Genomic DNA, 25662 nt, shown 5'->3' on the forward strand with positions numbered 1-25662 from the left:
GGCTGGTGGATCATGGCCCTGGCCGGCGTCATCACAGGCCAGTGCCTCGACTCCAGCGCGGGCGAGCATCACCGCTGGTCTCATTTCTGAGGTACACCGCCAGGGCGGCCAGCACCACCAGGCTGACCGGTACGAACAGGTTGCCGAACCCCACGTTCGGGGCGGCAGGAATCGGCTGGTCGAAGAACGTCATGAACGTCCAGTACGACGTCGCGGCGAGAGCCAGCCAGAGCAGTACGACACCTATCCGTTCGGTCACGAGCCCACTGCGCCAGGCCCGCACGGTGCACAGCACCAGCAGCGGAGCGAACCACACCCAGTGAAACGGCCAGGACACCGGCGAGATGATCAGACCGGTGAGGGCGCAGGCCAGGATGCCTGCCAGTTCGTGCCCGCGCCGGGTGGCCCAGGCGGCGACGAGCAGGCCGCCGATTCCCACGATCACGGCGAGGGGGAGCCACAGGTGCTCCGCGCCGCCGGGCAGCCGCCTGAGCACAGCCAGCATGGACTGGTTGAAGCCCCATGCCTCCTCGAAGACGATCACGCGTTTGATGTCGAGGAACGCGTCGAACCAGTACCGCGAGGAATCGCCGGGCAGAAACACGAACCCGACAAGCACCGTTCCGGCGAAGCTCGCGGCCGCGGTGAGGGCGGCACGGAGCTGGCGGGTCATGAGGAGGTAGGGAATGAAGATCAGGGGCGTCAGCTTGATCCCGGCCGCGATCCCGATGCCGACACCACGCCACCGTCCCTTCGCGAGCACCAGGTCGGCGACGACGAACAGCATGAGGAAGTTGTTGATCTGCCCGGTCCACGAGTTCGCCGAGACGGGCGCCAGTGTCAGGGCGGCGAGCGTCCCGAAGAAGACCAGCTTCAGCCGGTTCCGGCGGGAGACGCCGGCGGCACCGAGCACGATCCAGAGCACCGCCTCGAGCGCGGCCACGGACAGCACGGCCCACACGACAGTGGCGACGTCCATCGACACCAGGCCGAGCGGCATGAACAGCAACGCCATGAACGGCGGATAGGTGAACCCGAGAGAGTTCGAGCTGGCGTAGTCGTAGAGCGAGTCACCGTCGAGCAGCGTCCTGCCCCCACCGCGGTAAACCGCGATGTCCGCGCCGGACAGCCCCGTCCCGAAGACGAGAACCAGCGTCACGGCGACACCCGCGGCGAGCAGCGCCAGTAACACCCACCAGATCGCGGTGCCGCGAACATCCTCGTCATGCCCAGCCGGCTCACGACGGCCTGTTTCGACGGCACTCATGTCCGATTACTCCGTTCCGGGAACACTGCCCCAACGGTGAAACGCGCGCGCCCACTGTAACGACTGCTGAGGTGGCCGTCAGTGCCCTCGACGTCTCGTTGTTTTTCTTCACACGACACGCAACTGCCCCCTGCGGCACGCTGGTTACGCCCACCAGCCTTTTTGGCCGGCCAGCTACGGGCGGACCGTGAACTCCCGCCGCCACGGCTCCAGCCCGCCCCTCGGATGTGCGCATGACATCGCGAGACGACTCCGAGGGCGGGGTGGTCCTCGCGGTCGGCTCCGCCCCGCGCGTTAGGCTGCTCGGCATGCCGAAGAGAGGCCCGTACGAGAAGGGCGAGGCCAAGCGCGCCGAGATCCTGCGCGTGGCGCTGGACGTCTTCGCCGCCGAGGGGTACCGGGGCACGTCGCTGCGCAAGGTCGCGGCGAGGTGCGAACTGAGCCTGCCCGGCCTGATGCACTACTTCGCGTCCAAGGAGGACCTTCTCACCCAGGTCCTGCGGATGCGGGACACCTCCGCGCGCGAGCGACACGCGGAGCGCCCCGCCCGGGAGCGCTTCCTCGCGATCGTCCGCGAGGGCGCGGCGACCCCGGGGCTCGTCGAGCTGTTCGTCTCGATGGCCGCCGCCGGGAGCGACCCCGGCCACCCGGCTCACGCGCTCTTCGCCGAGCGGTACGCGCAACTGCGCGCGCAGGTGACCGAGTTCGTGCGCGAGCGTGCCGCCGCCGGCACGCTGACGACCGACGTGCCGCCCGACCGCCTCGCCGTGCTGCTCCTCGCGGCGGTGGACGGCGTGCAGCTCCAGTGGCTCAACGACCGTTCCGTGGACATGGAACAGCTCGTGGACGACCTGCTGACACTCCTCGGCACCCGCGCGGTCTGAGCGGTCGGCGCGCGGGTGCGCGTCCGCGTCGGGTGGTGCCGACACGGCCCCCGCGCCCCCCCCGAACACGTCGCCGCGCACACGCGGCCGGGCTCACGCGAGCGCCCGACGGACGAGGCCGAGCCGCCCGCATACCCCGCCGAGCCCGTACGCGTCCCTCAAGTCTCTCAGGAACGGGCGTCGTCCTCCGCGAGCGCGGCCTCCACCGTTTCTGCCAGCGCGGGCAGTTCCTCGGGGGCGACGGGGCTGATCGGGAAGTCGGCGATGACCGCGAGCGGAGTGTCGCGGAGGAAGCGCAGGACGGCCGGGTCGGTGAGCCCGGTGGCCGCGCCGGACGTGCCCGAGGCGGCGCGCGCCGCGGCGATGTGGCGCTGGAGCACCGCCGAGCCCACCGGGTGGGACAGCCATTCCCCGAGCGTGGAACTCCCGTTCAGCCGTACACCGCTGGGATCGGCGGCAATCTCCGCCTCCGTGCTCAGCCGGATGTCCCGCGAGGAGGCGCCCACGTCGATCCGGTAGGTACCGCCCTCGACGTGCCAGCCGTTCTCCCGCACGCTCCAGAAGGCCAGTTCGGCCCGGGGAACCGCGAGAGTGACCGTGCGCTCCTCGCCGGGAGCCAGGTCGACCGCGGTGAACGCGCGGAGTTCGCGGACCGGGTGGGCGCCCCGGGAGCCGCGCGGCGGGCGGCTGTAGAGCTGGACGATCTCGCGCCCGTGCCGCTCCCCGGTGTTGGCCACGGTGACGTGTGCCGTGAGGGTCCCGTCCTCGGTGGTCGCCACCGTCAGCGCGCGGTAGGCGAAGCTCGTGTAGGACAGGCCGTGCCCGAAGGGGAAGGAGACCTCGCGGCCGGTCGCGTCGTAGCCGCGATAGCCGACGAACACCCCGTCTGCGTACCGGACATGCCCCTCCTCGCCGGGGAAGGAGAGATGGCTCGGGGAGTCCGCGAGGCGCACGGGCACGGTCTCGGCGAGCCGCCCCGAGGGGTTCGCCGTCCCGTAGAGCACCCGGGCGAGCGCCCTGCCGCCCGCCTGACCGAGGAGCGCGCCGTCGAGCAGTGCCGGGACGCGGTCCTGCCACGGGGCGGTACGGACGACGCCGCCGTGCGAGAGCACCACGACGACGCGCGGATTGACCTCGGCCAACTCCGCGAGGAGCGACAGTTGTTCCCCCGGCAGGTCGAGGTGCGTGCGGTCGAAGCCCTCGGACTCCTCGGCGAGCGGCAGCCCGAGGAAGAGGACCACCGTGTCGGCGCGGGCGGCGAGCGCGACGGCCTCGGCGGTGAGGGCTTCCGCGTCGGGCGACCCGGCCGCGTCGGGGGGCGTGCCGGGCAGCGCGTATCCCGGGGCGAACTCCACCTCCGCGCCCTCCGCCCGCGCGCGCAGCGCGTCGAGCGGTGTGTCGAGCCGGGTCGGGGTGACCTGCGAACTGCCGCCGCCCTGGTAACGGGGGGTACGGGCCAGCTCGCCGACGACGGCGAGCCGCCCGGTGGCGGGGGAGAGGGGGAGGAGGCCGCCCTCGTTCCGCAGCAGCACCACGCACCGCTCGGCCGCCTCGGCGGCGAGGCGGTGGTGGGCCTCGGCGAGGGCCGCCAGGGCCGGGGCGCTCGCGGTGGAGCCGTGGGCGGCGTCCGTCGCGGAGACCTGCGGGGCGCTCGCTCCCGCACCGCCCTCACCAGCGATGCCGCCCGCACCGCCCGCGCCTCCGGCACCGCCCGTACCGCCCGCGCGCCGCGCGAAGAGAGCGAGCCGGGCGACCGAGCGGTCGAGGACGGCCTCGTCCAGAAGGCCCCGCTCGACCGCCGCCACCACCTCCCGGTCCGTGCGTCCGCCCACGGCCGGCATCTGGAGGTCGAGCCCGGCGCACAGCGCGCTCACCCGGTCGCGCACGGCGCCCCAGTCGGAGACGACGATGCCGTCGAAACCCCACTCCCCGCGCAGGATCTCGGTCAGCAGCCGGGCGTTCTCGGTGACCGGGGTGCCGTTGACCGCGTTGTACGCGGCCATCACCGACCACGGCCGGGCCGTCCGCACGACGCGCTCGAAGGCCCGCAGGTACAGCTCGCGCAGTGGCCGCTCGTCGATGTCGGCCGAGACCCGCATCCGGTCGGTCTCCTGGTTGTTCGCCGCGTAGTGCTTGAGCGAGGCGCCGACACCGGCCGTCTGGAGTCCTTCGACCATCGCCCCGCCGAGCGCCGCCGAGAGCAGCGGGTCCTCCGAGAAGTACTCGAAGTTGCGCCCGCAGAGCGGTGAGCGCTTCAGGTTGATGCCGGGGCCGAGCACCACGCCGACGCCGTACGCGCGGGCCTCGGCCGCGAGCGCGCCCGCGACGCGGCGGGCGAGCGCGGGGTCCCAGGAGTTGCCGAGCGCGACGGCGGGCGGGAAACACGTCGCGGGGCTCGCGCTGCGCAGCTCCAACTGGCCCCCGTCGCCGCTCCGGCGCGGCAGGCGCAGCCCGTGCGGCCCGTCCGAGAGCGTGACGGCGGCGATCCCGGCTGTCGCGTTCCCCTCGGTGACGAAGTCCCCGGCACCGCTGGTGAGCGCGGCCTTGGCGGCGAGGGGGAGGGCGGTGGGGGAGAGGGGTGCGGAAGCTCCGGTCGCGGCCGGGGGCGCGGGGCGGGAGCCGGAGGGTACGGGGGGCCGGGTGGGCGAAGTCATCTGGGATACCTGCCGGTTGAGGTGCGGAAGAGGGCGCGGCGGAGGCGGCGGGGCGCGGCGGCGACGCGGCGGCGACGCGGGGTGCCGGGGCCGCCCGCCGGTGTGGCGGCGGGGGCGGGGGAGTGGAGAGGCGGCACGAGCGCGGAGTATGAAAAACGTATGGTGATCGGTTTTTGGTGTCAAGGGGCCGAGGGTGGGTGAGGGTGGTGGGGCCCCCGACAATGCTCTGCGCCGTCTTCTCCCCTCCCGCCCATTGACGGGCGGAAACCGCACGCCTTACGGTTTTCGCGCCCGGGTGCCCTACCGACCGGACGGAATGTCCTCGCGCGGCGGGTGACCGGGCTCTCCTGCTCCTTCGGCCTGTCGATGAGGAACGGTCATGAAGGCTCGACTGAAAGATTCTTGTCGCTCCCCGCGCTCCCGTGCGGGGGCCGCGGCCGGTGCGTTCGTCCTGGCGCTCGCCGCCGTGGTGGCCTCGGGTCCCGGCGCGCACGCGGCGCCGGACGCGGCGACGAGCGGCGAGCGGTACGTGGCGCTCGGCGACTCGTACACGTCCGGCCCCAAGCTCGGCACGCAGGTGGACACGGCCTGCGCGCGCTCCGACGTCAACTACCCCTCTCTCGTGGCCGCCGCCCTCGCCCCCGCCTCCTTCACCGACGTGAGCTGCGGCGGCGCCGACACGCGTCACATGACGGGCCCGCAGGGCGAGGCGCCGCCCCAGCTCGACGCGCTGTCGCCGGACACGACGCTCGTCACCCTCGGCATCGGCGGCAACGACCTCGACCTGCCGCTCCTGCTCGGGCGGTGCGCCGTGCTCGGCACGCTGCTCCCGTACGGGGACCCGTGCCGCACCTCGTTCACCCTGCTCGGCAAGGACGAGATCGACGCGCGGATCGACGGCGTCGCCCCGAAGATCGACGCCGTGCTCGCCGAGATCCACCGGCGGGCGCCCGCCGCCCGCGTGCTGGTCGTCGGCTACCCCGTGATCCTTCCCGACGACGGAGGCAACTGCCACGACATCGTCCCGATGGCCTCCGGCGACGCGCCCTGGATCAGGGACAAGGAGAAGCGGTTCAACGCGATGCTCGCCGACCGGGCCGCGGCGCACGGCGCGGCGTACGTGGACACCTACGCGCCGTCCGTCGGCCACGACCTGTGCCGCCCGGCCGGTACCCGGTGGATCGAGCCGGCCGACTCCGCGACCACGGCCGGGCTGCACCCCAACGAGGTCGGGCACCGCGCCGCGGCGGCCGACGTGCTCGCGGCGCTCGGCCGCTGAGCGGGAGTGCGCGGGTCCCACCGCCTCAGCCCGCCCCGGGGGCCCCGGCGCCTCCGGGCGCGGGGGAGGCGCCCGGGGCGGGCTCCCCGGTCCAGGGGGTCGGCGGGAGCACGAGGCCGAGTTCGGTCAGGTAGGCGCGTACCGACGCCTGCATGTCCACGGCGGCGGGTTCCAGGAGCCACTGGGTCTGGAGCCCGTCCATGAGGGCCAGCAGCTGCTGGGCGACCGAGGCGGGGTCGTGGGGCAGCGGCGGCTCGTGCTCGGCGAAGAGCCGCGCGAAGAGGACCGCCGTGCGTTCGCGCAGCAGCCGGTACCGCTCCACGAAGTAGTCGTGGGCCGGGTGTTCGGGGTCCGACGCCTCGCCGGACAGCTTGGCGTAGAGGCCGACGAGGCCCGGGGTGTGGGCGTTGCGCGCGACGACGTACACGAGCCGCATCAGCCGCTCCGTGGGGTCGCCGGAGGCGTCCGGCGGGAAGAGACGCGCGGCGTCCTCCGCGTCCCGTCTGCTCAGCACCTGCGTCAACAGGGCTTCCTTGCCCGGGAAGTGGTGCAGCAGTCCGGCGTGCGTCAGGCCCGCGTGGGCCGCGATGTCGCGCAGCGAGACGGCGTGGAAGCCGGAGCGCGAGAAGAGCGCGGTGGCCGCGTCGAGGATGCGGGCGCGCGTGCGGTCGCCCTTGCTGGGGCGCGGGGCGGACTGCGGGTGGGGTGCGCTCAACGGGGGGACCTCCTGGGCCTGTCGGGGCGTCGCGTCGCCGTCGTGGCGCACCGGCCGGGGAGTCGCGGGACCGTCGCGCCGCGAGAAACCTACCAGTTGGTTGATTTCCGTCGACGGAAACCTACCAAGTGGTTAGTTCTGTGTGTAAGCTCGCCGCCAATCTCGCCGGAACGCTCGTTGCCGGCCCTCCGGACGGAGATCCCTCATGAAACGAACTCCCCGCTCCACGGCGCTCCTCGCGGGTGCGGCGGCGGCCTGTCTGGTGCTCACCGGCTGCGCCGGCTCGGGGGTCGGCCGCTCGGCGAGCGCGGGGACCGACAGCCTGCGGATCGCCACGCTCACCGCGGCCCAGAGCCTCGACCCCGCCGCCGCGGTCGGCAGCGCGCTCCCGTACTTCCAGGCCGTCTACGACACGCTCCTGCGGCGCGCCCCCGACGGCACCTACCACCCGATGCTCGCCACTCGGTGGAGCTGGAGCAGCGACCGCACCCGGCTCGCGCTCACCCTGCGCGAGGGCGTCGAGTTCGCCGACGGCACGCCCTTCGACGGGGCGGCGGTCAAGGCCAACATGACGCGCTTCAAGAAGGGCGGCGGCGCCTCCGCGAAGACCCTCGCGGTCCTCGAGGACGTCGAGGTGCGCGACGCGCACCACGTCACCCTCCAACTCACGAACCCCGACCCGGCGATGCTCTTCTACCTCAGCGACGCCGCGGGACTCATGGCGAGCCCCGCGAAGTTCACCGGGGACAGCCTCAAGACGACCCCGGACGGCACCGGCCCGTACACGCTCGACAAGAGCCGTACGGCCCTCGGCACCAAGTACGTCTACACCCGCAAGAAGGACTACTGGGGCGAGGAACTGCCGTACCGCACCCTGTCGATGAGCGTCTTCGACAACGAGACGGCGGTCGTCAACGGCCTGAAGACCGGCCAGATCGACAGTGCCCTGCTCCAGGACGCCGACCAGCAGGCGGCGATCGAGGCCGACCCGCGCCTCACGACCCGCAAGCAGTCCATCGACTTCCAGGGCCTCCTGCTCTTCGACCGGGCCGGTGCCCGCACCCCCGCCCTGCGCGAGGCCAAGGTGCGCCAGGCCCTCAACTACGCGATCGACCGCGACACGATGCTCGACAAGATCCGGCTCGGACGCGGCGAGACCACCGACCAGGTCTTCGGCCCCGGCACCCGCGGCTACGACAAGAAGCTCGACCACGCCTACCCCCACGACCCGGCCAAGGCGCGGAAACTCCTCGCCGAGGCGGGATACCCGAGGGGGTTCACGCTCAAGCTGCCCCGCCTCACCGCCATCGTCGGCGACGCCCTCGCTTCCTCGCTGCAGAGCGACTTCAAGGCCGTCGGTGTCCGCCTCGACTGGGAAAGCCTCGACCAGGCGAGCGCCGTCCAGAAGATCTACACCGACCGCGCCTACTCCGCGATGGTCATGAACATCGGTCAGTCAGCCACCGACTGGATCACCGTCCAGGATCTCGTCGCCCCCGGCGCCTTCAACCTCTTCGGCTCCACCGACGCGACCGTCAAGCGCCTCGTCCCCGAGATCCAGCGGAGCACGGGCGCCGAGGCCACGACCGCCGCGCGCCGGCTCAACCAGCACCTCGTGGACCAGGCGTGGTTCGTGCCCTTCTACCGGATGAGCTACCTCCTCGTCACCGCCGACGGCGTCAAGGCCGAGCCCCAGTCCGGCATGGCGGTCCCCTCGATCTACAACTACCGGCCGTCCAGGACCGCGTGACCCCGGCACCGGGGACCGTCGTGCCCCCCGCCGCCCGTGCGCGGGCGCCCCTCCCGCGTCCCGCCCCTCCCGGCCCCGCCCCCTCCGCCCGCCGCGTCCCCGGCGGGCACCACCGACAGCGAGTGCCATGCTGACCTTCCTCCTCCGCAGAGTCGCCGCCGGAGCCCTCCTCCTCTTCGTCGTCTCCCTGCTCTCCTACCTCCTCCTCTCCGTCCCGCACCTCGACGTCGGCCGCCAGCTCCTCGGCCAGAGCGCCGCCCAGGACGCCGTCGACGCCAAGAACGCCGCCCTCGGCCTCGACCGCCCGGTCCTCGCCCAGTACGGCGACTGGCTCGCCCACGCCCTGCGCGGTGACCTCGGCACCTCCTGGTACACGAGCGAGAACGTCACCGACGCCGTCGCGGGACGGCTCCCCGTGACCCTCAGCCTCATGCTCGGCGTCACCCTCGTGACGACGGTCGCCTCCTTCGCCCTCGGCGTGTGGGCGGGCGTCCGGCGCGGCGCGGTCGACCGCCTCGTGCAACTCCTCGGCGTCGTCGGCTACGCCCTGCCCGGCTTCCTCGTCACCCTCGTCATCGTGCTGCTCTTCGCCGTCCGGCTGAACTGGTTCCCCGCCATCGGCTACACCGCCTTCGGCGACTCCCCGAGCGGCTGGCTCTCGACCATCGCCCTCCCCGTCGTCTCGCTCTCCCTCGCCTCGGTGGCGGGTGTCTCGCAACAGGTGCGCGGAGCCGTCATCGACACCCTGCGCCAGGACTACGTCCGCACCCTGCGCGCCCGCGGCCTCCCGCCGCACCGCATCGTGCTGCGCCACGTCCTGCGCAACGCCTCGGCGCCCGCGCTCTCCGTCCTCGGGATGCAGTTCGTCGGGCTCCTCGGCGGCGCCGTCCTCGTCGAGCAGATCTTCGGACTGCCCGGCATCGGCTCCATGACCGTCACCTACACGACCCGCGGCGACATCCCCGTGATCATGGCCCTCGTCATGCTCACCGTCGTCGGCGTCGTGCTCGTCAACCTCCTCGTCGACCTCCTGATCGGCTGGCTCAACCCGAAGGCGAGGACCGCGTGAGCGAGAACCCGCACACCGTCGCGAGGGGCACGGACACGGTTCCGGCCCGCCCCACCGCAACCCCGGTCACCGCCGTCCTCGGCCCCGTGCCGCCCACCGCCGGTGACCCGCCCGTCGCACCGCCCCGTGCCCGCACCGGTACCACCGGCCGGCTCGCCCGCCACCCGCTCGGCGCGGGCTCCGCCGTACTCCTCCTGCTCATCGTGCTCGCGGTGCTCCTCGCCCCGCTGCTCACCTCCGCCGACCCCTCGGCCTCCTCGCTCAGCGGTGCCTTCGCCCACCCCGGCGCGGGCCACCCCCTCGGCCTCGACTCGGCCGGCCGCGACATCCTCGCCCGGCTCCTGTACGGCGGTCGCGAGACGCTCGGGGGAGCGGCGCTCTCCCTCGTCATCGCCCTCGTCCTCGGCGTCCCTGCCGGGCTCTACGCCGGTTACCGCGGCGGCCTCTTCGACGCCGTCGCCGGATGGTTCGTCAACCTCGTCATGGCGCTGCCCGCCATGGTCGTCCTCCTCGCCGGGCGCGCCATCCTCGGCCCCCGCGTGTGGGTGCTCATGGTCGTCCTCGGCGTGCTCGTCGCGCCCAGCTTCTTCCGGCTCGTGCGCGGCATCGTCGCGGACGTACGCGGCGAGCTGTACGTGGACGCCGCCCGGGTCTCCGGGCTCGGCGACCGCAGGATCGTGGCCCGGCACGTCCTCGTCGTGGTCCGCGCGCCCCTCATCATCCAGCTCGCCCTCGTCGCCGGACTCGCCATCGGCCTCCAGGCGGGCCTCGAATTCCTCGGCATCGGCAGCGGCTCCTCGCCGACGTGGGGCGCGATGCTCGACGAGGCGTTCAAGAACATCCAGCGCGCCCCCGTCCTCATGCTGTGGCCGGGACTCGCGCTCGGCCTCACGAGCGGCGCCCTCGTCCTGCTGGCCGCCGCGCTGCGCGACGTACTGGAGGACAGGGGCACGACCCGGGGCGGGCGCACCACGAAGAGGGCCACCGCACCGCTCCCGGAGCCCGCCCCGTCCGCCGCCCCCACCGAGCGCGGCGCCCTCCTCTCCCTCCGGGACCTCGCCGTCGCCTACACCCTCCCCGACGGCACCACCAAGGAGGTCGTGCACGGCATCGACCTGGACCTCGCCCCCGGCGAGATCCTCGGCCTCGTCGGCGAGTCCGGCTCCGGGAAGACGCAGACCGCCTTCTCCGTCCTCGGCATCCTCCCCGACGGCGGCACCGTCACCCGCGGCAGCGTGACCGTCGCGGGCACCGAGATCGTCGGGCTCCCCGAGAAGCGGCACCGCGCGCTGCGCGGCAGCGTCGTCGCGTACGTACCGCAGGAGCCCATGAGCAATCTCGACCCCGCCTTCACGATCGGCAGCCAGCTCGTCGAGCCCCTGCGCACCGTCCTCGGCCTCCGCCGCGCCGAGGCCCGCACCCGCGCCCTCGACCTGTTGCGGGCCGTCGGGATACCCGACCCCGAACGCGCCTTCCGCGCCTACCCGCACGAGATCTCCGGCGGCATGGCCCAGCGCGTCCTCATCGCGGGCGCCATGTCCTGCGACCCGCGGCTCCTCATCGCCGACGAACCGACCACCGCCCTCGACGTGCGCGTCCAGGCCGAGATCCTCGCCCTCCTGCGCCGCCTGCGCGAGGAGCGCGGCCTCGGCATCCTCCTCGTCACCCACAACCTGGGAGTCGTCGCGGACCTGTGCGACCGCGTTGCCGTGATGAGCGGGGGCCGCCTCGTCGAGACCGGGACCGCCGAACAGGTCCTGCACGCCCCGCGCGACCCCTGTACGCGCGCCCTGCTCGACGCCGTGCTCGACGACGTACCGGCCCGAGCGCCCTGGCAGCCGACCCCCGCCGCAGCGACGAAGGACGCGACCGCATGAGCACCCACCACGAGCCGGACGGCACCGACACCCTCCTCGCCGTCCGCGATCTGCGCGTCTCCTTCCGGGGCAAGGGCCGCCGTGCCCCCCGCACCGAGGTGCTCAAGGGCGTCGGGCTCGGCATCCGCCCCGGCGAGACACTCGGCCTCGTCGGCGAATCCGGTTCCGGCAAGACGACTATCGGACGGGCCGTGCTCGGTCTCGTCCCGGTCGACTCGGGCAGCATCACCTTCGCGGGCGCACGCCTCGACGGCATGAAACGCGCCCGCCGCCGCGCGCTCGGCCGCGACCTCCAGGTCATCTTCCAGGACCCGTACACGTCCCTGAACCCCTCACGGACCGTCGGCGACACCCTCGCCGAACCCCTCCTCGCGCAGGGCGTCCGGGCCAAGGAGGCGCGCGGGCGGGTCGGCGACTTCCTCTCCCGGGTGCGGCTGCCCGCCGACGCCGCCGCACGCCTGCCCCGGGAGTTCTCCGGCGGCCAGCGCCAGCGCGTGGCCATCGCCCGCGCCCTCGCGCTGCGCCCCCGCCTCGTCGTGTGCGACGAACCGGTCTCCGCGCTCGACCTCACGACCCAGGCCGCCGTCCTCGAACTCCTCCTCGAACTCCAGGAACAGACCGGCGTCGCCTACCTCTTCGTCTCGCACGACCTCTCCGTCGTGCGGTACATGAGCCACCGCGTGAGCGTCATCCACCACGGCGAGATCGTCGAGACGGGCCCCGCCGACCGCGTCACGAGCCACCCCGACCACCCCTACACCCGCACCCTGCTCCTCTCGGCCCCGGTCGCCGACGTCACTCGCCAACGACAACGCCGGGAGGAGGCGGCCCACGCGAGGGCGGCGGCCGGCTGAGCGGGGCCGGACCACGGCCGGTCCGGCCCCTCAGATCTCCTTGAACCGCTCGAAGGGTTCCCCGCACGCGCGACAGCGGTGCAGGGAGCGGCAGGAGGTCGCGGAGAAGCGCGACAGCTCCTCGGCGTCGTCCGCGCCGCACTGCGGGCAGCGCACCGCCGCCGCGTCGTCCGCGTGACGGGTGGGGGAGAGGGAGAGGGGGACCGGGCCGCCGCGACGGGGGCCCGAGGCCGGGCCCGGGGGGACGATGTGGTGGGCGGCGAGGGCCGCGCGGCCCTCCTCCGTCATCCAGTCCGTCGTCCATGGCGGGTCGAGCACCGTACGGACCCGGACCGCGCCGAAACCGGCCCCGTTCAGGGCCCGTACCGTCGCCGCCCGCATCTCGGCCATCGCCGGGCAGCCCGAGTACGTCGGCGTGAGCGACACGACGAGCGTGCCGTCCTCCTCGTACGCGAGGTCCCGCAGCACCCCGAGGTCGTGCAGGCTCAGCATCGGCAGCTCGGGGTCGGGCACCCGCCCGGCCGCCTCCCAGGCGGCCCGAAGGCGGGGGTCGGACACCGGGGCCGCCGCGCTCACCACGTCGCCCCCGGGTGTGCGCGGGCCACCACCTGGAGTTCCGCCAGGAGCGGGGCCAGGTGCTCGGTGTGCGCGCCCCGCCGCCCGTCGGCGCTCTCCGCGACGGCCTCGGGGATCTCCAGCGTCGCCGCGCCGAGCACCCGCTCCCACACCTCGCGCGCCTCCGCCGCCACCCCGGCGGCGTCGACCCCGAGGAAGGCGGCGCTGTCGTCGCGGCCGAACTCGGCGAGCAGCGGCGCGAGGGCGCGTGCCGCCTCGGTCATCCTGCGGTGCGACTCCTCGGTGCCGTCACCGAGCCGGATCGCCCAGTCGGCGGCGAACTGGCGGTGGTACGCCAGCTCCTTGACGCCCTTCGCCGCGATGGCCGCGAGGACCGGGTCCGGCGCGGAGGTGAGCCGGCGCAGGAGCGCGAGCCGCCACGCCGAGTGGGCGAGGAGCCGCAGCACGGTGAAGGCGAAGTCGCCGTTGGGCACCTCCGTGATCCGCAGGTTGCGGAAGGCGTCGGCGTCGCGGAAGTAGGCGTACGCGTCCTCGTCGCGGCCCGTGCCGTCCAGCAGCCCGGCCCGCGCGTACAGCAGCCGGGTCTGGCCCAGCAGGTCCAGGCCGATGTTGGCGAGGGCCAGCTCGATCTCCAGCTCGGGTGCCGCCGTGACCCACTCGCCGAGCCGCTGCGCGCTCACCAGCGCGTCGTCGCCGAGGGCGAGGCACAGCGCCGCGAGCGCCGCCGTGTCCACCCCGTCGGGGACGGTCGTGTCCACGCCGTGCAGCGGGTCCTCGAACCCGGTGCCGAAGGCCCAGTGACCGTCGCCCTCGGCGGCGTCGGCGGCCAGCGACAGGTGATCGTCGCTCATTGCGACCACTACTCCTTGAAATCCTCTGGAAAGCGGGCCCCCGCGCGGGGGCGGCGCGGCGGCTCAGATGTGCGGGACGTCCGCGGGGATGTCGTAGAACGTCGGGTGGCGGTACACCTTGTCGCCGCTCGGCGCGAAGAAGGGGTCCTTCTCGTCGGGCGCCGAGGCGGCGATGTCCTCGCTGCGCACCGCCCAGATCGAGACGCCCTCGTTGCGCCGCGTGTACAGGTCCCGCGCGTTGGTCAGCGCCATCCGGTCGTCGGCCGCGTGCAGCGAGCCGACGTGCACGTGGTTCAGGCCCCGCTTGCCCCGTACGAAGATCTCGTACAGCGGCCAGGAGTCCTTCGGTGCCGGCGTGCCCTGCTCGTCCGTCCCGCTCATGCCGCGACCTCCGTCGTCTTCCCGCGGTCGCCCGCGTGCCGTGCCGCGTGTGCCGCGGCGGCCTCGCGCACCCAGGCGCCGTTCTCGTGCGCGGACCTGCGCCGCGCGACCCGTTCCGCGTTGCACGGGCCGTTGCCCGAGATGACCTGCTTCAGCTCCTCGAAGTCCGGGGTGCCGAAGTCGTGCCTGCCCCGCTCCTCGTTCCAGCGCAGCTCCGGGTCCGGGAGCGTGACGCCGAGGTGCTCCGCCTGCGGCACCGTCATGTCGACGAAGCGCTGACGCAGTTCGTCGTTGGAGTGCCGCTTGATGCGCCAGGCCATCGACTTCGCCGAGTGCGGCGAGTCGCCGTCGGGCGGCCCGAACATCATGAGCGAGGGCCACCACCAGCGGTCCACGGCCTCCTGCACCATGCGGCGCTGCGCCTCGGTGCCGCGCATCATCGTCATGAGGAGTTCGTAGCCCTGTCGCTGGTGGAAGGACTCCTCCTTGCACACGCGGATCATGGCGCGGGCGTACGGGCCGTAGCTGCACCGGCACAGCGGCACCTGGTTGCAGATCGCGGCGCCGTCCACGAACCAGCCGATGACACCGACGTCGGCGAAGGTCGGGGTCGGGTAGTTGAAGATCGAGGAGTACTTCTGGCGGCCCTCGATCAGCATCTCGGTCAGCTCGGCGCGGTCGGCGCCCAGCGTCTCGGCGGCGCTGTAGAGGTAGAGGCCGTGGCCCGCCTCGTCCTGCACCTTGGCGAAGAGGATCGACTTGCGGCGCAGCGAGGGCGCCTTCGTGATCCAGTCGCCCTCCGGCTGCATCCCGATGATCTCGGAGTGCGCGTGCTGGGCGATCTGGCGCACGAGCGTCCTGCGGTACGCCTCCGGCATCCAGTCGCGCGGTTCGACGCGCCGGTCCCGCGCGATCGTCGCGTCGAAGTGGGCGCTCAGCTCTTCCTCGTGCGCGAGCGGGGTCGCGGTGGTCTCGGTCATCGCCCGCCCCTCCTTCCGGTAGCTGTCGTACGGGTCCTTGCCGGTCGCGCTGTCGCGTTCAGTCGTTCCACGTGTAGAAGCCCTGTCCGGTCGAGCGCCCCAGTTCGCCGCGCGCGACCTTCTCGCGCAGCAGCGCGGGCGGCGCGAACCGCTCGCCGAGCGTGCGGTGCAGGTACTCAGCGATCGCGAGCCGCACGTCGAGCCCCACGAGGTCGGTCAGGCGCAGCGGCCCCATCGGGTGCTTGTAGCCGAGGGTCATGGCGTCGTCGATCGCCTCCGGCGCGGCGACCCCTTCCTCGACCATGCGGATCGCCTCCAGGCCGAGCGCGACGCCGAGGCGGCTGCTCGCGAAGCCGGGCGAGTCCCTGACGACGACGTCCTTCTTGCCGAGCCCGGCGGTCCAGGCGAGCGCGAGGTCCACGACGGCCCGCTCGGTCGCCTCGGGGACGACCAGCTCGACGAGCGCGGAGGCGGGCACCGGGTTGAAGAAGTGCATCCCGAGGAAACGCCCGGGGCGCGCGAGCGAGGCCGACAGCTCGGTGACGGACAGCGAGCTGGTGTTCGTCGCGAGGACGGTGTCCGCGCCGACCACCCGCTCGGCCGCCGCGAGGAGCTTCGCCTTGAGGCCCGCGTTCTCCGGTACGGCCTCGACGACGAGGTCCGCGTCGGCGGGGAGCCCGCCCACGTCGCCGACGAAGGCGAGCCGCCCGAGGATCTCCTCGGGCGCCGCGGGCAGCAGCGCGCGCCGCGCGGCGCGCTCCAGGGAGCCCGCGACGCGCTCGCGCACCTTCGCCGCCGCCGCCTCGTCCTGCTCCACGACCGTCACGGCCGCGCCCGCCGTGGCGAAGGACTGCGCGATGCCCGCGCCCATCCGCCCGCCACCGATGACCCCGGCCCGCCGGGGCACTGCCGCGCTCATGCCCGGCCCTCCGTCCGCTCGCTGTCGGCCCCCGGCGTGCCGGAGCCCTTGTTCCCGGTGTTCCCGCCGCTCGCTCCCCGGTCCCGCTTGCGGTCCAGGAATCTCGTCATGCGGTCCTTCTTGTCCTGCCCCTCGAACAGCACGGCCTGCGCGAGGTCGTCGGCGACCGGGTGCGCCCCGGGCGCGTCCACGACGAGCTTCGTCAGGCGCAGCGCCGTCGCCGAGGACTTCGCCATCCGGTCGAGCACCGCGTGCGCCTCGTCGAGGAGCTTTTCGGCCGGTACGACGTCCATGACGAGCCCGCACGCGAGCGCCGCCCGCGCGTCCAGGGTGCGCCCGGCGAGCAGGACCTGCTTGGCGACCGACTCGCCGACCAGCTCGGGCAGCCGCCAGGCGGCCCCCGCGGCGGCGAGGATGCCGAGCCCCGGCTCCGGGTTCCCGAAGGCGGCGTCCGGCCCCGCGAGGCGCAGGTCGCACGCGTAGCTCAGCTCGGCGCCCCCGCCGAGCGCCCAGCCGTCCACGGCGGCCAGCGTCGGCATCGGCAGCCTGCGCACCCGCTCGAAGAGCCGGCTGTTGATGCCCTGGAATGCCTGGTCCCGGCCCCGTCCGAGGAGTTCCGCGATGTCCGCGCCGCCCGCGAAGGAGCCCCCGGCGCCGGTCAGGAGCAGCATCCGCGGGTGCTCCTCCAGCCACGCGCACACGGCGTGCAGCTCGCGGATCATGAGCCCGCTGATCGCGTTGCGCGCCTCGGGGCGGTCGAGCGTCACCACCACGCGGTCCTCGCGCACCTCGACGGCGAGCGTCGCGAAGGAACGCGCCGCGAGGTCTTCGTACGAGAGGTCGTCCACCGCGCTCACACCCGCTCCACGAGCATCGCGACCCCCTGGCCGACGCCCACGCACAGCGTCGCGAGGCCCTTCGCGGCGCCCTCGCGCTCCATGCGGCCCAGGAGGGTCAGCAGGATGCGGGAGCCGGAGCAGCCGAGCGGGTGGCCGAGCGCGATCGCGCCGCCGTCCGCGTTGACGACCGCGTCGTCCAGGCCGAGCCGGTCGATGACGCCGATCGCCTGGGCGGCGAACGCCTCGTTCAGCTCGACGGCCCCGAGATCGCCCACCGACCAGCCCGCCCGGTCGAGCGCCTTGCGCGTCGCGGGCACCGGGCCGAGGCCCATGAGGTGCGGCTCGACCCCGGCCGAGGCCGAGCCGACGATACGGGCGCGCGGCGTCAGCCCGTACCGCTCCACGGCCGCCGCGCTCGCCACGACGAGCGCCGAGGCGCCGTCCGAGAGCGGCGAGGCGGAACCGGCCGTCACGATGCCGTCGGCGCGGAAGACCGTACGGAGCGTGCCGAGCTTCTCCATCGAGGAGCCCGGGCGCGGCCCCTCGTCCCGCGTGACCTCGCCGTCCTTGACCGGCACGGCGACGATCTCGCGGTCGAAGCGCCCGGCCTCCCGCGCCGCGACGGCCCGCTGGTGGCTGCGCAGCGCGAAGGCGTCGGACTGCTCGCGGGTCGTCCCGTCGAGCGCGGCGACCTCCTCGGCCGTCTCGCCCATGCTGAGCGTCGTACGGAGCTCGCCGGGGCCCGCGGCGCGGTCGGCGGCGGTGAAGCGCGGGTTGGTGAAGCGCCAGCCGAGCGAGGTGTCGAAGACCTCGCCGGGCTTCGCCCACGGCGTCCCCGGCTTCGCCATGACCCACGGGGCGCGGGTCATCGACTCGACGCCGCCCGCGACGGCGATCTCCGCCTCCCCGGCGCGGATCGCCTGCGCGGCCGAGGCGACCGCCGTGAGCCCCGAGGCGCACAGCCGGTTGACGGTGTACCCGGGCACGGTGTGCGGCAGGCCCGCGAGGAGCACCGCCATGCGGGCCACGTCGCGGTTGTCCTCACCGGCCTGGTTGGCGGCGCCGAGGATCACCTCGTCGATCGCCTCGGCGGGCACCCCGGCCCGCCGCACCGCCTCGCCGACGACGAGCGCCGCGAGGTCGTCGGGACGGACGGAGGCGAGCGCGCCGCCGTAGCGGCCCTGCGGGGTGCGGGCCCCGTCGATCAGGTAGACGTCCTCAGGCACCGGTGGCCTCCTGCGTTGCGACCGCCGGGCGGCGGGACTGGAGCACCGCGAAGCGCCCGGTGACGAAGGCCCAGTCGCTGAGGGTCGCCGACGCGGCGGGGTTGGCCTGCGAGCCGTGGTAGTCGCTGAACGCGGCGGTCTGGTTGACGAAGACCTGCCCGGTGAAGTTCTCGGCGAGGTGGACGCCCGCGTCGAGCGCGGCCTCGCGGGTCGCCTCCAGGACCTCCTCGTCGGTGGAGTGCACGCTCGCGGTCAGCGCGCCGTGCGCCGCGACCGTCTCGCGCAGCAGCTCGACGGCCCGCGCGGTGGAATCGGTCGCGATGACGAAGGAGATCGGCCCGAACCACTCGGTGCGGTAGGTCTCCGCGTCCCGGTCGGCGTCGAGCACCGCCACGAGCGGCGTGCGCAACACGGCCTCGGGGTACTCCGGGTGGGCCAGGGGCTCGCCGCCGAACTGCGTGCCACCGAGGGCGCGGGCCTTGTCGACGCGTGCGCGCACGGCCTCGCCGGTGAGCGCGCCGAGCGTCCCCGCGGCCCGCTGCGGGTCGCCGAGGAGCTTGCCGAGCGCGTCGGCGAGGTCGGCGGCGAAGACCTCGGGCGTCTTGACGCCCTGGTCGGTCGCGAGGCCCTCGCGCGGTACGTACAGGTTCTGCGGGGTCGTGCACATCTGGCCGCTGTAGAGCGACAGCGAGAACGCCAGGTTGCGCAGCAGGCCCTTGTAGTCGGCGGTCGAGTCGAGGACGACGGTGTTGAGGCCCGCCTTCTCGGTGTGCACGGCGGCCTGGCGGGCGTTCTGCTCCAGCCAGTCGCCGAAGCCGGTCGAACCGGTGAAGTCGATGATCCGCACGTCGGGGTCGGTCGCGAGTGTCGCCGCGACGCGGTCCTCGGGAGCCTCGGCGGCGAGCAGCACGGTGTTCGGGTCGAACCCGGCCTCGGCGAGCACGTCGCGGGCGACGCGGACGCTCAGCGCGAGCGGCAGCACGGCGGCCGGGTGCGGCTTGACGACGACCGGGTTGCCGGTGACGAGGCTCGCGAAGAGCCCCGGGTAGCCGTTCCACGTCGGGAAGGTGTTGCACGCGATGAGCAGCGAGACGCCGCGCCCGACGGGCGTGAACGTCTTCTCCAGGGTCAGCGGCTCGCCCTTGCGCGTCGGCTTCGCCCACGTCGCCGCGGCGGGCGCCTGCCGCTGCGCCGTCCAGGCGTACGCGACGGCTTCGAGCCCGCGGTCCTGCGCGTTCGCGCCACCGGCCTGGAAGGCCATGACGAAGGGCTGCCCGGTCGTGTGGTGCACCGCGTGCGCCATCTGGAAGCTCGCCGCGTTGAGCCGCGCGAGGATCTCCGCCGCGACCCCGGCCCGCGTGTCGGGGCTCGTACGGCGCCAGGCGCGGCCCGCCGCCTTCGCGGTCGCCACCGCCTCGCGCGGGTCGAGCCGCGGGTACGTGACGCCGAGCCGCGGCCCGTACGGGGAGACCTCGCCGCCCACGGCCCCCGCCTCGCCCGGGTGGCCCGGCAGCGCGAAGGGCCGGTCGAGCAGGTCGCGGAAGGCGCGCTCGCCGGCCTCGGGGGCCTCCTCGCCGTAGACGGACTTGCTCGGCGACTCGGGGTAGGCCGAGTGGAAACCGCGCGTGGCGATCGCCTCGGCGGCAGCGCGGAGCAGACCCTCGTGACGTGCGAAGAAATCGGTCCTGGCAGTGGCGGGAGAAGACATGGGACCCCTTGACAGGCGAATCGGATGCTGAATTACTGACCCGGTCGAAAGCTAACCGAATGTTCGGTCGGGCAGCAAGGGTGGTGAGCGCCACATGGGACGTGGCAGTGACACGAAGCCGGTCGAGGCGCACAATGCGGGAGCGGCCGAGCCGACCGGTCCCGCCGGGCCCGGGACGGGCCCGGAACACGCCATGTGGGAGAGGGACAGGGCTTCTCAGGGCCTGGGCATGGAGCTGCTGTCCTCGGGGGACGGCACCGCCAGGGTCCGGATGGAGATCACCGGCGCCATGGTCAACGGGCACGGCGTCGCCCACGGCGGCTTTCTCTTCACCCTCGCCGACACGGCCTTCGCCGTCGCCTGCAACTCCCGCGGTCCGGTGACCGTCGGGGCCGGCGCCGACATCGATTTCGTGGCACCGGCGTTCGAGGGCGACGTCCTCGTCGCCGAGGCGAGGGAGCGCACCCGGTTCGGCCGCAGCGGTCTGTACGACGTGCGTATCGAGCGCGACGACCCCCGGCACACCGTCGTCGTGGAGTTCCGCGGTCGCAGCCGTGTGATCCGAGGCGTGGAGGAACAAGCATGACAACCACTGAGGCCGGAACGACGGAGTCCTGGCCCGAGGAGCAGCCGCACACCGCCCCGGGCACCCGCCCGGCGCGCTTCGGGGAACCGCTCCCCGACGAGCTGCGCGACCCGGCCGAGAAGCTCGGCCGCGAGGAGATCCGCGCCCTCCAGCTGGAGCGGCTGCGCGCAACCCTCGACCACGCCTACGCGAACGTGCCGCTGTACCGCCGCAAGTTCGACGAGGCGGGGGTGCGCCCCGAGGACCTGCGCACCCTGGAGGACATCGCCCGCTTCCCGTACACGACGAAGGCGGACCTGCGCGAGACGTACCCCTTCGGGATGTTCGCCGTCCCGCGCGAGAGGGTCCGCAGGCTGCACGCCTCCAGCGGCACCACCGGGCGCCCCACCGTCGTCGGCTACACCGACGGCGACCTGAGCAACTGGGCCGACCTCGTCGCCCGCTCGCTGCGCGCCGCCGGGGCCCGCCCCGGGGACCGCGTGCACGTCAGCTACGGCTACGGGCTGTTCACCGGCGGCCTCGGCGCGCACTACGGCGTCGAGCGGGCCGGCTGCACCGTCATCCCCGCCTCCGGCGGCCAGACCGCCAGGCAGGTCCAGCTCATCCAGGACTTCGAGCCCGACCTCATCATGGTCACGCCCTCCTACATGCTCACGCTGCTCGACGAGTTCGAGCGCCAGGGCGTCGACCCGCGCTCCACGAAGCTGCGCGCGGGCGTCTTCGGCGCCGAGCCGTGGACCGAGGAGATGCGCCGCGAGATCGAGGACCGCATGGGCATCCACGCGGTCGACATCTACGGACTCTCCGAGGTCATGGGGCCCGGTGTCGCGAGCGAGTGCGCCGAGACGAAGGACGGCCTGCACATCTGGGAGGACCAGTTCCTGCCCGAGGTCGTCGACCCGATCACCGACGAGGTGCTGCCCGACGGCACCTCCGGCGAGCTGGTCTTCACCTCGCTCACCAAGGAAGCCCTCCCGATCATCCGCTACCGCACCCGCGACCTCACCCGCCTCCTGCCCGGCACCGCGCGGCCGGGGATGCGGCGCATGGAGAAGGTCACCGGGCGCTGCGACGACATGATCATCCTGCGCGGCGTGAACCTCTTCCCGAGCCAGATCGAGGAGATCCTGCTCCGCGTCCCGGCGCTCGCCCCGCACTTCCAGATCCACCTGGGACGCCGCGGTCGCATGGACCACCTCACGGTCCGCGTCGAGGCCCGCCAGGACTCGGGCCCCGAGGCCCGCGAGGCCGCGGCGGCCGTCGTCCTCCAGCAGATCAAGGACACGATCGGCGTCAGCGTCGGCATCGAGGTCGTCGACCCCGACACCCTGGAACGCTCGGTCGGCAAGATCAAGCGGATCATGGACGAGCGCGGCAAGTAGCGGCGCGACGGGCCCCGCCTTCCGGGGCGGGGCCCGCACCGACGCGCGACATCCGGCCCGTCCGGCGATCGAGGAGCGGAGCGCGGGGGTGGCGCCCCGCAAAGGGCCCACCCCGCACACGGGGCGCCCGCGCGATGTGATGTACGCCTCACTCGTACAACCCCACGCCCGTGCGAACGTCTGACTCCCGGACACCTGTGCACGACCAAGGGGGAGGCCCGCGCATGCGCATCGCATTCCTGATCCACAACGCCTACGGGATCGGCGCGACCATCCGCGGTACCGCCCACCTCTCCGCGGCCCTCGCCGAGCGCCACGACGTCGAGGTCATGAGCGTCCACCGCGTCGCCGACACCCCCGCGCTCCCCTTCGACCCGCGCGTGCGGCTCAGCTCCCTCATCGACATGCGCGAGGGCACCCCCGGCTACGAGGGCGACCACGTCCTCAACACCGGCACCCACCGCATGTTCCCCGACCCGGCCGTCGAGACCGGGCGCCTGCGCTACCGCACCCTGCACGACCTGCGGCTCACCGAATGGCTCGCCTGGACCGACGCGGACGCGGTCATCGCGACGCGCCCCCTGCTCAACGGCTACCTCGCCCGCCACGGCAGCGACCGCTACCTGCGCATCGGCCAGGAGCACCTCACCCTCGCCTCCCACGAGCCGGGACTGCGCGCCGACCAGAACAGCTGCCTGCCCCACCTCGACGCCTTCGTCACCCTCACCGAGGCCGACGCCGCCGCCTACCGGACGGCCGTGCCCGAGGCGGCCGACCGCGTCCACGCCGTCCCGCCCGGCAGCCCCGACCTCGGCCTCACCCCCTCACTGCGCACCTCCCGCACGATCGTCGCCGCCGGGCGCCTCGTCCCCGGCAAGCGCTACGACCGGCTCGTCGACGCCTTCGCCAAGCTGCTCCCCGAGCACCCCGGCTGGACCCTGCGCATCTACGGACGCGGTCCCGAGCACGCCGCGCTGCGCCGCCGCATCGACCGCCTCGGCCTCTACGACGACGTCCTCCTCATGGGCGCCGTCACCCCCATGGAACCGGAGTGGGCCAAGGCCGCGATAGCCGCCGTCAGCTCCGACACCGAGCCCTACGGCCACGGCATCCTCGAAGCCATGCGGGCGGGCGTACCCGTCGTCGCCACCGACGCCCCGCACGGCCCCGCGCGGCTCGTCGCGCACGGCGTCACCGGACTGCTCGTCCCCCTCACGGGCGGCACCGACGCCTTCGCCGCGGCGCTCGGGCGCCTCATGGACGACCAGGAGACCCGCGACCGCTTCGGCCGCACCGCCCGCGTCCACGCCGCCGCCCACTCGACCGAGGCGGCGGCGAAGGCGTACGAGCGCATCCTCGACGACGTCCACGCCCGCAGAACCCGCGAGCGCGCCGAACTCGACGCGCTCACCCCCCGCCCCCGCAAGGCCGCCCGCGCCGCCGCCCGCCTCTCCGCGCCCCACCGCGCCGAGAACCCGCGCCGCGCCCGCTCCCCGCGGAAGCCCCCGCGCCCCCGCACCTCGGCGGCGGCGCTCGTCACCCCCGCGGGCGCGATCGAGATACGCCCCACGGCGCCCTTCCCCGGCCCGTACACACTCCTCCTCACGCTCCGCGACGACCCCGCCGCCCGCGAAGTGCGCCTCCCGGTCCCCGACCCCGGCCCCGCGGTGCTCGGCCGGGCCACGCACCGCCTCGACGAGGGCCGCTGGGACACGTACCTCCTCGCGGGCACCACCCGCCGCAGGCTGCGCGCCGGGCTCGTCGAGCAGGGCGCGCTGCTGGGGCTGCCGCCGCTGGAGGACGGGACGGGCTTCGCCCACTGGATTCCTTACCGCACCAAGGACGGCTATCTCGCGGTACGGGCCTGGCGGCGACCCGCGCACGCCGAGATCATCGCCCTGGAGACGGGCGAGTCCGGGCTCCTCGTCACCGCACAGCTCCACGGCATCGTCCGTTCCCTGCCGCGCGGCGCGATGGTCCGCGTCAAGGCCCGCGAGGAGGGCAGCGAGAGCTTCCTGCTCGCCGCGCGCGACCAGGGCCGCGGACGCTTCGGCTTCCGGCTGCCCTACGTCATGCCGCTCGCCGGGCACGGCGCCCCGCAGGACGTGTGGGACTTCGCACTGCTCCCCGAGCCGGGCGTCGCCCCCGTCCCCCTCGGCCGGGTACTCGGCGACCTCGTCGACCGCAAGAGGGTCGCCGTGCTGCCGTACACGGCGCTGGAGCACCCCGCGGGCGGCACGACGCGCGTACGGCCGTTCGTCAACGTACGGGGCGATCTCTCGCTCCTCATGCGCGACAACGGCGACCGGACCGCCCGGCTGCCCGCGGACTGAGCCCGCCGGGCACGTCCTGCCTGATCACGGCGGGGACGCAGGAAAAAGGGGCGCGCCCCCGCGGATAGTTCCGGGGCGGTCGGTGAGACGGTGGGAGGAGGCAGCACCGCACTCCATCCCCGCACCGCACGAAGGGACACCATGACCGCGTACAAGGTCGTCAACCCCGCCACCGGGCAGACCGAGAGCGAGTTCCCCGAGGCCACCGACGTCGAGATCCAGGACGCACTGGACCGCTCCGCCGACGCCTACCGCACCTGGCGCGCGAGCGACGTCAAGGACCGCGTGGCCGTCCTGGAGCGCGTCGCCGAGCTGTACGCCGAGCGCAAGGACGAACTCGCCTCGCTCATCACGCGCGAGATGGGCAAGCCCGTCACCCAGGCGCGCGGCGAGATCGACATCACCGTCTCCATCTACCGCTACTACGCCGAGAACGGCCCCGGCTTCCTCGCCGACGAGGAACTCGACGTCGTCGCGGGCGGCAGCGCGGTGGTCCGCAAGGAGGGCATCGGACCGCTCCTCGGGATCATGCCGTGGAACTTCCCGTACTACCAGGTCGCCCGCTTCGCCGCGCCGAACCTCATGCTCGGCAACACGATCCTGCTCAAGCACGCCCCGCAGTGCCCCGAGTCCGCGCTCGCCATGGAGAAGATCTTCCGGGACGCGGGCCTGCCCGACGGCGCGTACATCAACCTCTTCGCGAGCAACGAGCAGGTCTCGACGATCATCGCCGACCCGCGCGTGCAGGGCATCTCGCTCACCGGCTCCGAGCGGGCCGGCGCGGCCGTCGCCGAGCAGGCGGGCCGCCACCTCAAGAAGGTCGTCCTGGAGCTGGGCGGCTCCGACCCCTTCCTCGTCCTCCGGCCTGCCGACCTCGACCGCACCGTCAAGAACGCCTTCTTCGGGCGGTACGGCAACGCGGGCCAGGCGTGCAACGCCGCCAAGCGCATCATCGTTCTCGCCGACCAGTACGAGGAGTTCACGCGCAAGTTCGTCGAGACCGTGCAGGGCGTGACCCCCGGCGACCCGACCGAGGACGGGACCTTCATGGGCCCGCTCTCCTCGCGCCAGGCCGTCGAGAACCTTGCCGCGCAGATCGAGGACGCCGTCGCGAACGGCGCGACCCTCCTCGCGGGCGGCAAGCCCCTCGACCGCGAGGGCGCCTGGTTCGAGCCGACGGTCCTCACGAACGTCGGCCCCGGGATGCGCGCCTTCCAGGAGGAGCTGTTCGGCCCGGCCGCCGTCATCTACAAGGTCGAGACCGAGGACGAGGCCGTCGCGCTCGCCAACAACACCCCCTACGGCCTCGGCGCCGCCATCGCCACCGACGACCCCGAGCGCGCCCTGCGCGTCGCGGCCCAGCTCGACACCGGCATGGTCTACGTCAACGAGGCGGGCGGCACGGCGGCCGAACTGCCCTTCGGCGGCGTGAAGCGCTCCGGGATCGGGCGCGAGCTGGGCAAGTACGGCATGGAGGAGTTCACCAACAAGAAGCTCGTGCGCGTACGGCGCTGAACCGCCACCGGCGCGGG

At 73.6% G+C, this 25662-nt stretch carries 21 protein-coding genes; 10 read left to right on the forward strand and 11 right to left on the reverse strand.

The annotated features are described in order from the left end of the window. Positions 1 to 31 precede the first annotated feature (31 nt). Positions 32 to 1267 (reverse strand): glycosyltransferase 87 family protein, encoded by a 1236-nt coding sequence (locus tag STTU_RS30465; protein WP_007830080.1) that lies wholly within the window; start codon positions 1265 to 1267, stop codon positions 32 to 34. 308 nt (positions 1268 to 1575) lie between these two features. Here STTU_RS30465 and STTU_RS30470 point away from each other — a divergent pair, with 308 nt between their 5' ends. Next, complete coding sequence (locus STTU_RS30470; protein WP_043257867.1) at positions 1576 to 2151, forward strand: TetR/AcrR family transcriptional regulator; 576 nt, start codon at positions 1576 to 1578, stop codon at positions 2149 to 2151. A gap of 167 nt (positions 2152 to 2318) precedes the next feature. Here the strand turns inward: STTU_RS30470 and STTU_RS30475 are convergent, their stop codons facing one another. Next, positions 2319 to 4805 (reverse strand): glycoside hydrolase family 3 C-terminal domain-containing protein, encoded by a 2487-nt coding sequence (locus STTU_RS30475; protein WP_007830082.1) that lies wholly within the window; start codon positions 4803 to 4805, stop codon positions 2319 to 2321. Between the two features lie 379 nt (positions 4806 to 5184). On the opposite strand from STTU_RS30475, the gene STTU_RS30480 reads away from it, so the two are divergent. After that, entirely contained in the window at positions 5185 to 6084 is a 900-nt protein-coding gene (locus STTU_RS30480; protein WP_007830084.1) for an SGNH/GDSL hydrolase family protein, read from the forward strand. A gap of 25 nt (positions 6085 to 6109) precedes the next feature. Here the strand turns inward: STTU_RS30480 and STTU_RS30485 are convergent, their stop codons facing one another. Continuing rightward, positions 6110 to 6799, reverse strand: a complete 690-nt coding sequence (locus tag STTU_RS30485; RefSeq protein WP_043256820.1) for a TetR/AcrR family transcriptional regulator — start codon at positions 6797 to 6799, stop codon at positions 6110 to 6112. A gap of 205 nt (positions 6800 to 7004) precedes the next feature. Here STTU_RS30485 and STTU_RS30490 point away from each other — a divergent pair, with 205 nt between their 5' ends. The 4 genes from STTU_RS30490 (at position 7005) to STTU_RS30505 (ending at position 12349) form a co-directional block, all read left to right on the forward strand. Next, the gene (locus tag STTU_RS30490) at positions 7005 to 8549 is read left to right on the forward strand and encodes an ABC transporter substrate-binding protein (protein WP_007830086.1); all 1545 of its coding nucleotides are present in this window, start codon (positions 7005 to 7007) and stop codon (positions 8547 to 8549) included. Positions 8550 to 8676: 127 nt separating this feature from the next. Next, positions 8677 to 9618 carry an ABC transporter permease gene (locus STTU_RS30495; RefSeq protein ID WP_007830087.1) on the forward strand — a complete coding sequence of 314 codons (942 nt, stop codon included), beginning with the start codon at positions 8677 to 8679 and terminating at the stop codon, positions 9616 to 9618. Further along, positions 9615 to 11495: a dipeptide/oligopeptide/nickel ABC transporter permease/ATP-binding protein gene (locus tag STTU_RS30500; RefSeq protein ID WP_043256822.1), complete on the forward strand. Its 1881-nt coding sequence runs from the start codon at positions 9615 to 9617 to the stop codon at positions 11493 to 11495. Before STTU_RS30495 ends, STTU_RS30500 begins: the two co-directional genes overlap by 4 nt. Beyond that, positions 11492 to 12349: an ATP-binding cassette domain-containing protein gene (locus STTU_RS30505; RefSeq protein WP_043256824.1), complete on the forward strand. Its 858-nt coding sequence runs from the start codon at positions 11492 to 11494 to the stop codon at positions 12347 to 12349. Before STTU_RS30500 ends, STTU_RS30505 begins: the two co-directional genes overlap by 4 nt. 30 nt (positions 12350 to 12379) lie before the next feature. On the opposite strand, the gene paaD is transcribed toward STTU_RS30505, so the two are convergent. The 8 genes from paaD to paaN form a co-directional block, all read right to left on the reverse strand. Then, complete coding sequence (paaD, locus tag STTU_RS30510; protein WP_078519066.1) at positions 12380 to 12928, reverse strand: 1,2-phenylacetyl-CoA epoxidase subunit PaaD; 549 nt, start codon at positions 12926 to 12928, stop codon at positions 12380 to 12382. Beyond that, a complete protein-coding gene (paaC, locus tag STTU_RS30515; protein WP_007830091.1) occupies positions 12922 to 13776 on the reverse strand; it encodes a 1,2-phenylacetyl-CoA epoxidase subunit PaaC in 855 nt (284 codons plus the stop codon). The genes paaD and paaC overlap by 7 nt, the downstream gene beginning before the upstream one ends. Before the next feature lie 63 nt (positions 13777 to 13839). Beyond that, positions 13840 to 14157, reverse strand: coding sequence for a 1,2-phenylacetyl-CoA epoxidase subunit PaaB (gene paaB, locus STTU_RS30520; protein ID WP_043256825.1), 318 nt, complete (start codon positions 14155 to 14157; stop codon positions 13840 to 13842). Continuing rightward, positions 14154 to 15137, reverse strand: a complete 984-nt coding sequence (paaA, locus tag STTU_RS30525) for a 1,2-phenylacetyl-CoA epoxidase subunit PaaA (protein WP_007830093.1) — start codon at positions 15135 to 15137, stop codon at positions 14154 to 14156. The genes paaB and paaA overlap by 4 nt, the downstream gene beginning before the upstream one ends. A 58-nt stretch (positions 15138 to 15195) precedes the next feature. Further along, complete coding sequence (locus STTU_RS30530; protein WP_043256826.1) at positions 15196 to 16056, reverse strand: 3-hydroxyacyl-CoA dehydrogenase family protein; 861 nt, start codon at positions 16054 to 16056, stop codon at positions 15196 to 15198. After that, complete coding sequence (locus STTU_RS30535) at positions 16053 to 16904, reverse strand: enoyl-CoA hydratase/isomerase family protein (RefSeq protein WP_007830095.1); 852 nt, start codon at positions 16902 to 16904, stop codon at positions 16053 to 16055. The genes STTU_RS30530 and STTU_RS30535 overlap by 4 nt, the downstream gene beginning before the upstream one ends. Positions 16905 to 16909: 5 nt before the next feature. Further along, positions 16910 to 18121, reverse strand: a complete 1212-nt coding sequence (locus STTU_RS30540) for a thiolase family protein (RefSeq protein WP_043256828.1) — start codon at positions 18119 to 18121, stop codon at positions 16910 to 16912. Then, positions 18114 to 19829: a phenylacetic acid degradation protein PaaN gene (gene paaN, locus STTU_RS30545; protein WP_007830097.1), complete on the reverse strand. Its 1716-nt coding sequence runs from the start codon at positions 19827 to 19829 to the stop codon at positions 18114 to 18116. The genes STTU_RS30540 and paaN overlap by 8 nt, the downstream gene beginning before the upstream one ends. Positions 19830 to 20022: 193 nt before the next feature. Here paaN and paaI point away from each other — a divergent pair, with 193 nt between their 5' ends. From paaI to STTU_RS30565, 4 genes are all read left to right on the forward strand, one after another. Next, complete coding sequence (gene paaI / locus STTU_RS30550; protein ID WP_324607911.1) at positions 20023 to 20415, forward strand: hydroxyphenylacetyl-CoA thioesterase PaaI; 393 nt, start codon at positions 20023 to 20025, stop codon at positions 20413 to 20415. Further along, on the forward strand, positions 20412 to 21797 hold the full coding sequence (paaK, locus tag STTU_RS30555; protein WP_043256829.1) for a phenylacetate--CoA ligase PaaK: 1386 nt from the start codon (positions 20412 to 20414) through the stop codon (positions 21795 to 21797). Before paaI ends, paaK begins: the two co-directional genes overlap by 4 nt. A 224-nt stretch (positions 21798 to 22021) precedes the next feature. Then, complete coding sequence (locus STTU_RS30560; protein WP_007830100.1) at positions 22022 to 24130, forward strand: glycosyltransferase; 2109 nt, start codon at positions 22022 to 22024, stop codon at positions 24128 to 24130. A gap of 141 nt (positions 24131 to 24271) precedes the next feature. After that, on the forward strand, positions 24272 to 25645 hold the full coding sequence (locus STTU_RS30565) for an NAD-dependent succinate-semialdehyde dehydrogenase (RefSeq protein ID WP_043256831.1): 1374 nt from the start codon (positions 24272 to 24274) through the stop codon (positions 25643 to 25645). Positions 25646 to 25662: the final 17 nt, after the last annotated feature.

Origin of the sequence: Streptomyces sp. Tu6071, assembly GCF_000213055.1 — a bacterium.
Taxonomy (GTDB): Bacteria; Actinomycetota; Actinomycetes; order Streptomycetales; family Streptomycetaceae; genus Streptomyces; species Streptomyces evansiae.

What these genes read in the sequence shown, in the direction of transcription:
- STTU_RS30465 (WP_007830080.1), bottom strand. Translation starts at nt 1,267, where the DNA reads ATGAGTGCCGTCGAAACAGGCCGTCGTGAGCCGGCTGGGCATGACGAG.
- STTU_RS30470 (WP_043257867.1), top strand. Translation starts at nt 1,576, where the DNA reads ATGCCGAAGAGAGGCCCGTACGAGAAGGGCGAGGCCAAGCGCGCCGAG.
- STTU_RS30475 (WP_007830082.1), bottom strand. Translation starts at nt 4,805, where the DNA reads ATGACTTCGCCCACCCGGCCCCCCGTACCCTCCGGCTCCCGCCCCGCG.
- STTU_RS30480 (WP_007830084.1), top strand. Translation starts at nt 5,185, where the DNA reads ATGAAGGCTCGACTGAAAGATTCTTGTCGCTCCCCGCGCTCCCGTGCG.
- STTU_RS30490 (WP_007830086.1), top strand. Translation starts at nt 7,005, where the DNA reads ATGAAACGAACTCCCCGCTCCACGGCGCTCCTCGCGGGTGCGGCGGCG.
- STTU_RS30495 (WP_007830087.1), top strand. Translation starts at nt 8,677, where the DNA reads ATGCTGACCTTCCTCCTCCGCAGAGTCGCCGCCGGAGCCCTCCTCCTC.
- STTU_RS30505 (WP_043256824.1), top strand. Translation starts at nt 11,492, where the DNA reads ATGAGCACCCACCACGAGCCGGACGGCACCGACACCCTCCTCGCCGTC.
- paaC (WP_007830091.1), bottom strand. Translation starts at nt 13,776, where the DNA reads ATGAGCGACGATCACCTGTCGCTGGCCGCCGACGCCGCCGAGGGCGAC.
- paaB (WP_043256825.1), bottom strand. Translation starts at nt 14,157, where the DNA reads ATGAGCGGGACGGACGAGCAGGGCACGCCGGCACCGAAGGACTCCTGG.
- paaA (WP_007830093.1), bottom strand. Translation starts at nt 15,137, where the DNA reads ATGACCGAGACCACCGCGACCCCGCTCGCGCACGAGGAAGAGCTGAGC.
- STTU_RS30530 (WP_043256826.1), bottom strand. Translation starts at nt 16,056, where the DNA reads ATGAGCGCGGCAGTGCCCCGGCGGGCCGGGGTCATCGGTGGCGGGCGG.
- paaN (WP_007830097.1), bottom strand. Translation starts at nt 19,829, where the DNA reads ATGTCTTCTCCCGCCACTGCCAGGACCGATTTCTTCGCACGTCACGAG.
- paaI (WP_324607911.1), top strand. Translation starts at nt 20,023, where the DNA reads ATGTGGGAGAGGGACAGGGCTTCTCAGGGCCTGGGCATGGAGCTGCTG.
- paaK (WP_043256829.1), top strand. Translation starts at nt 20,412, where the DNA reads ATGACAACCACTGAGGCCGGAACGACGGAGTCCTGGCCCGAGGAGCAG.
- STTU_RS30560 (WP_007830100.1), top strand. Translation starts at nt 22,022, where the DNA reads ATGCGCATCGCATTCCTGATCCACAACGCCTACGGGATCGGCGCGACC.
- STTU_RS30565 (WP_043256831.1), top strand. Translation starts at nt 24,272, where the DNA reads ATGACCGCGTACAAGGTCGTCAACCCCGCCACCGGGCAGACCGAGAGC.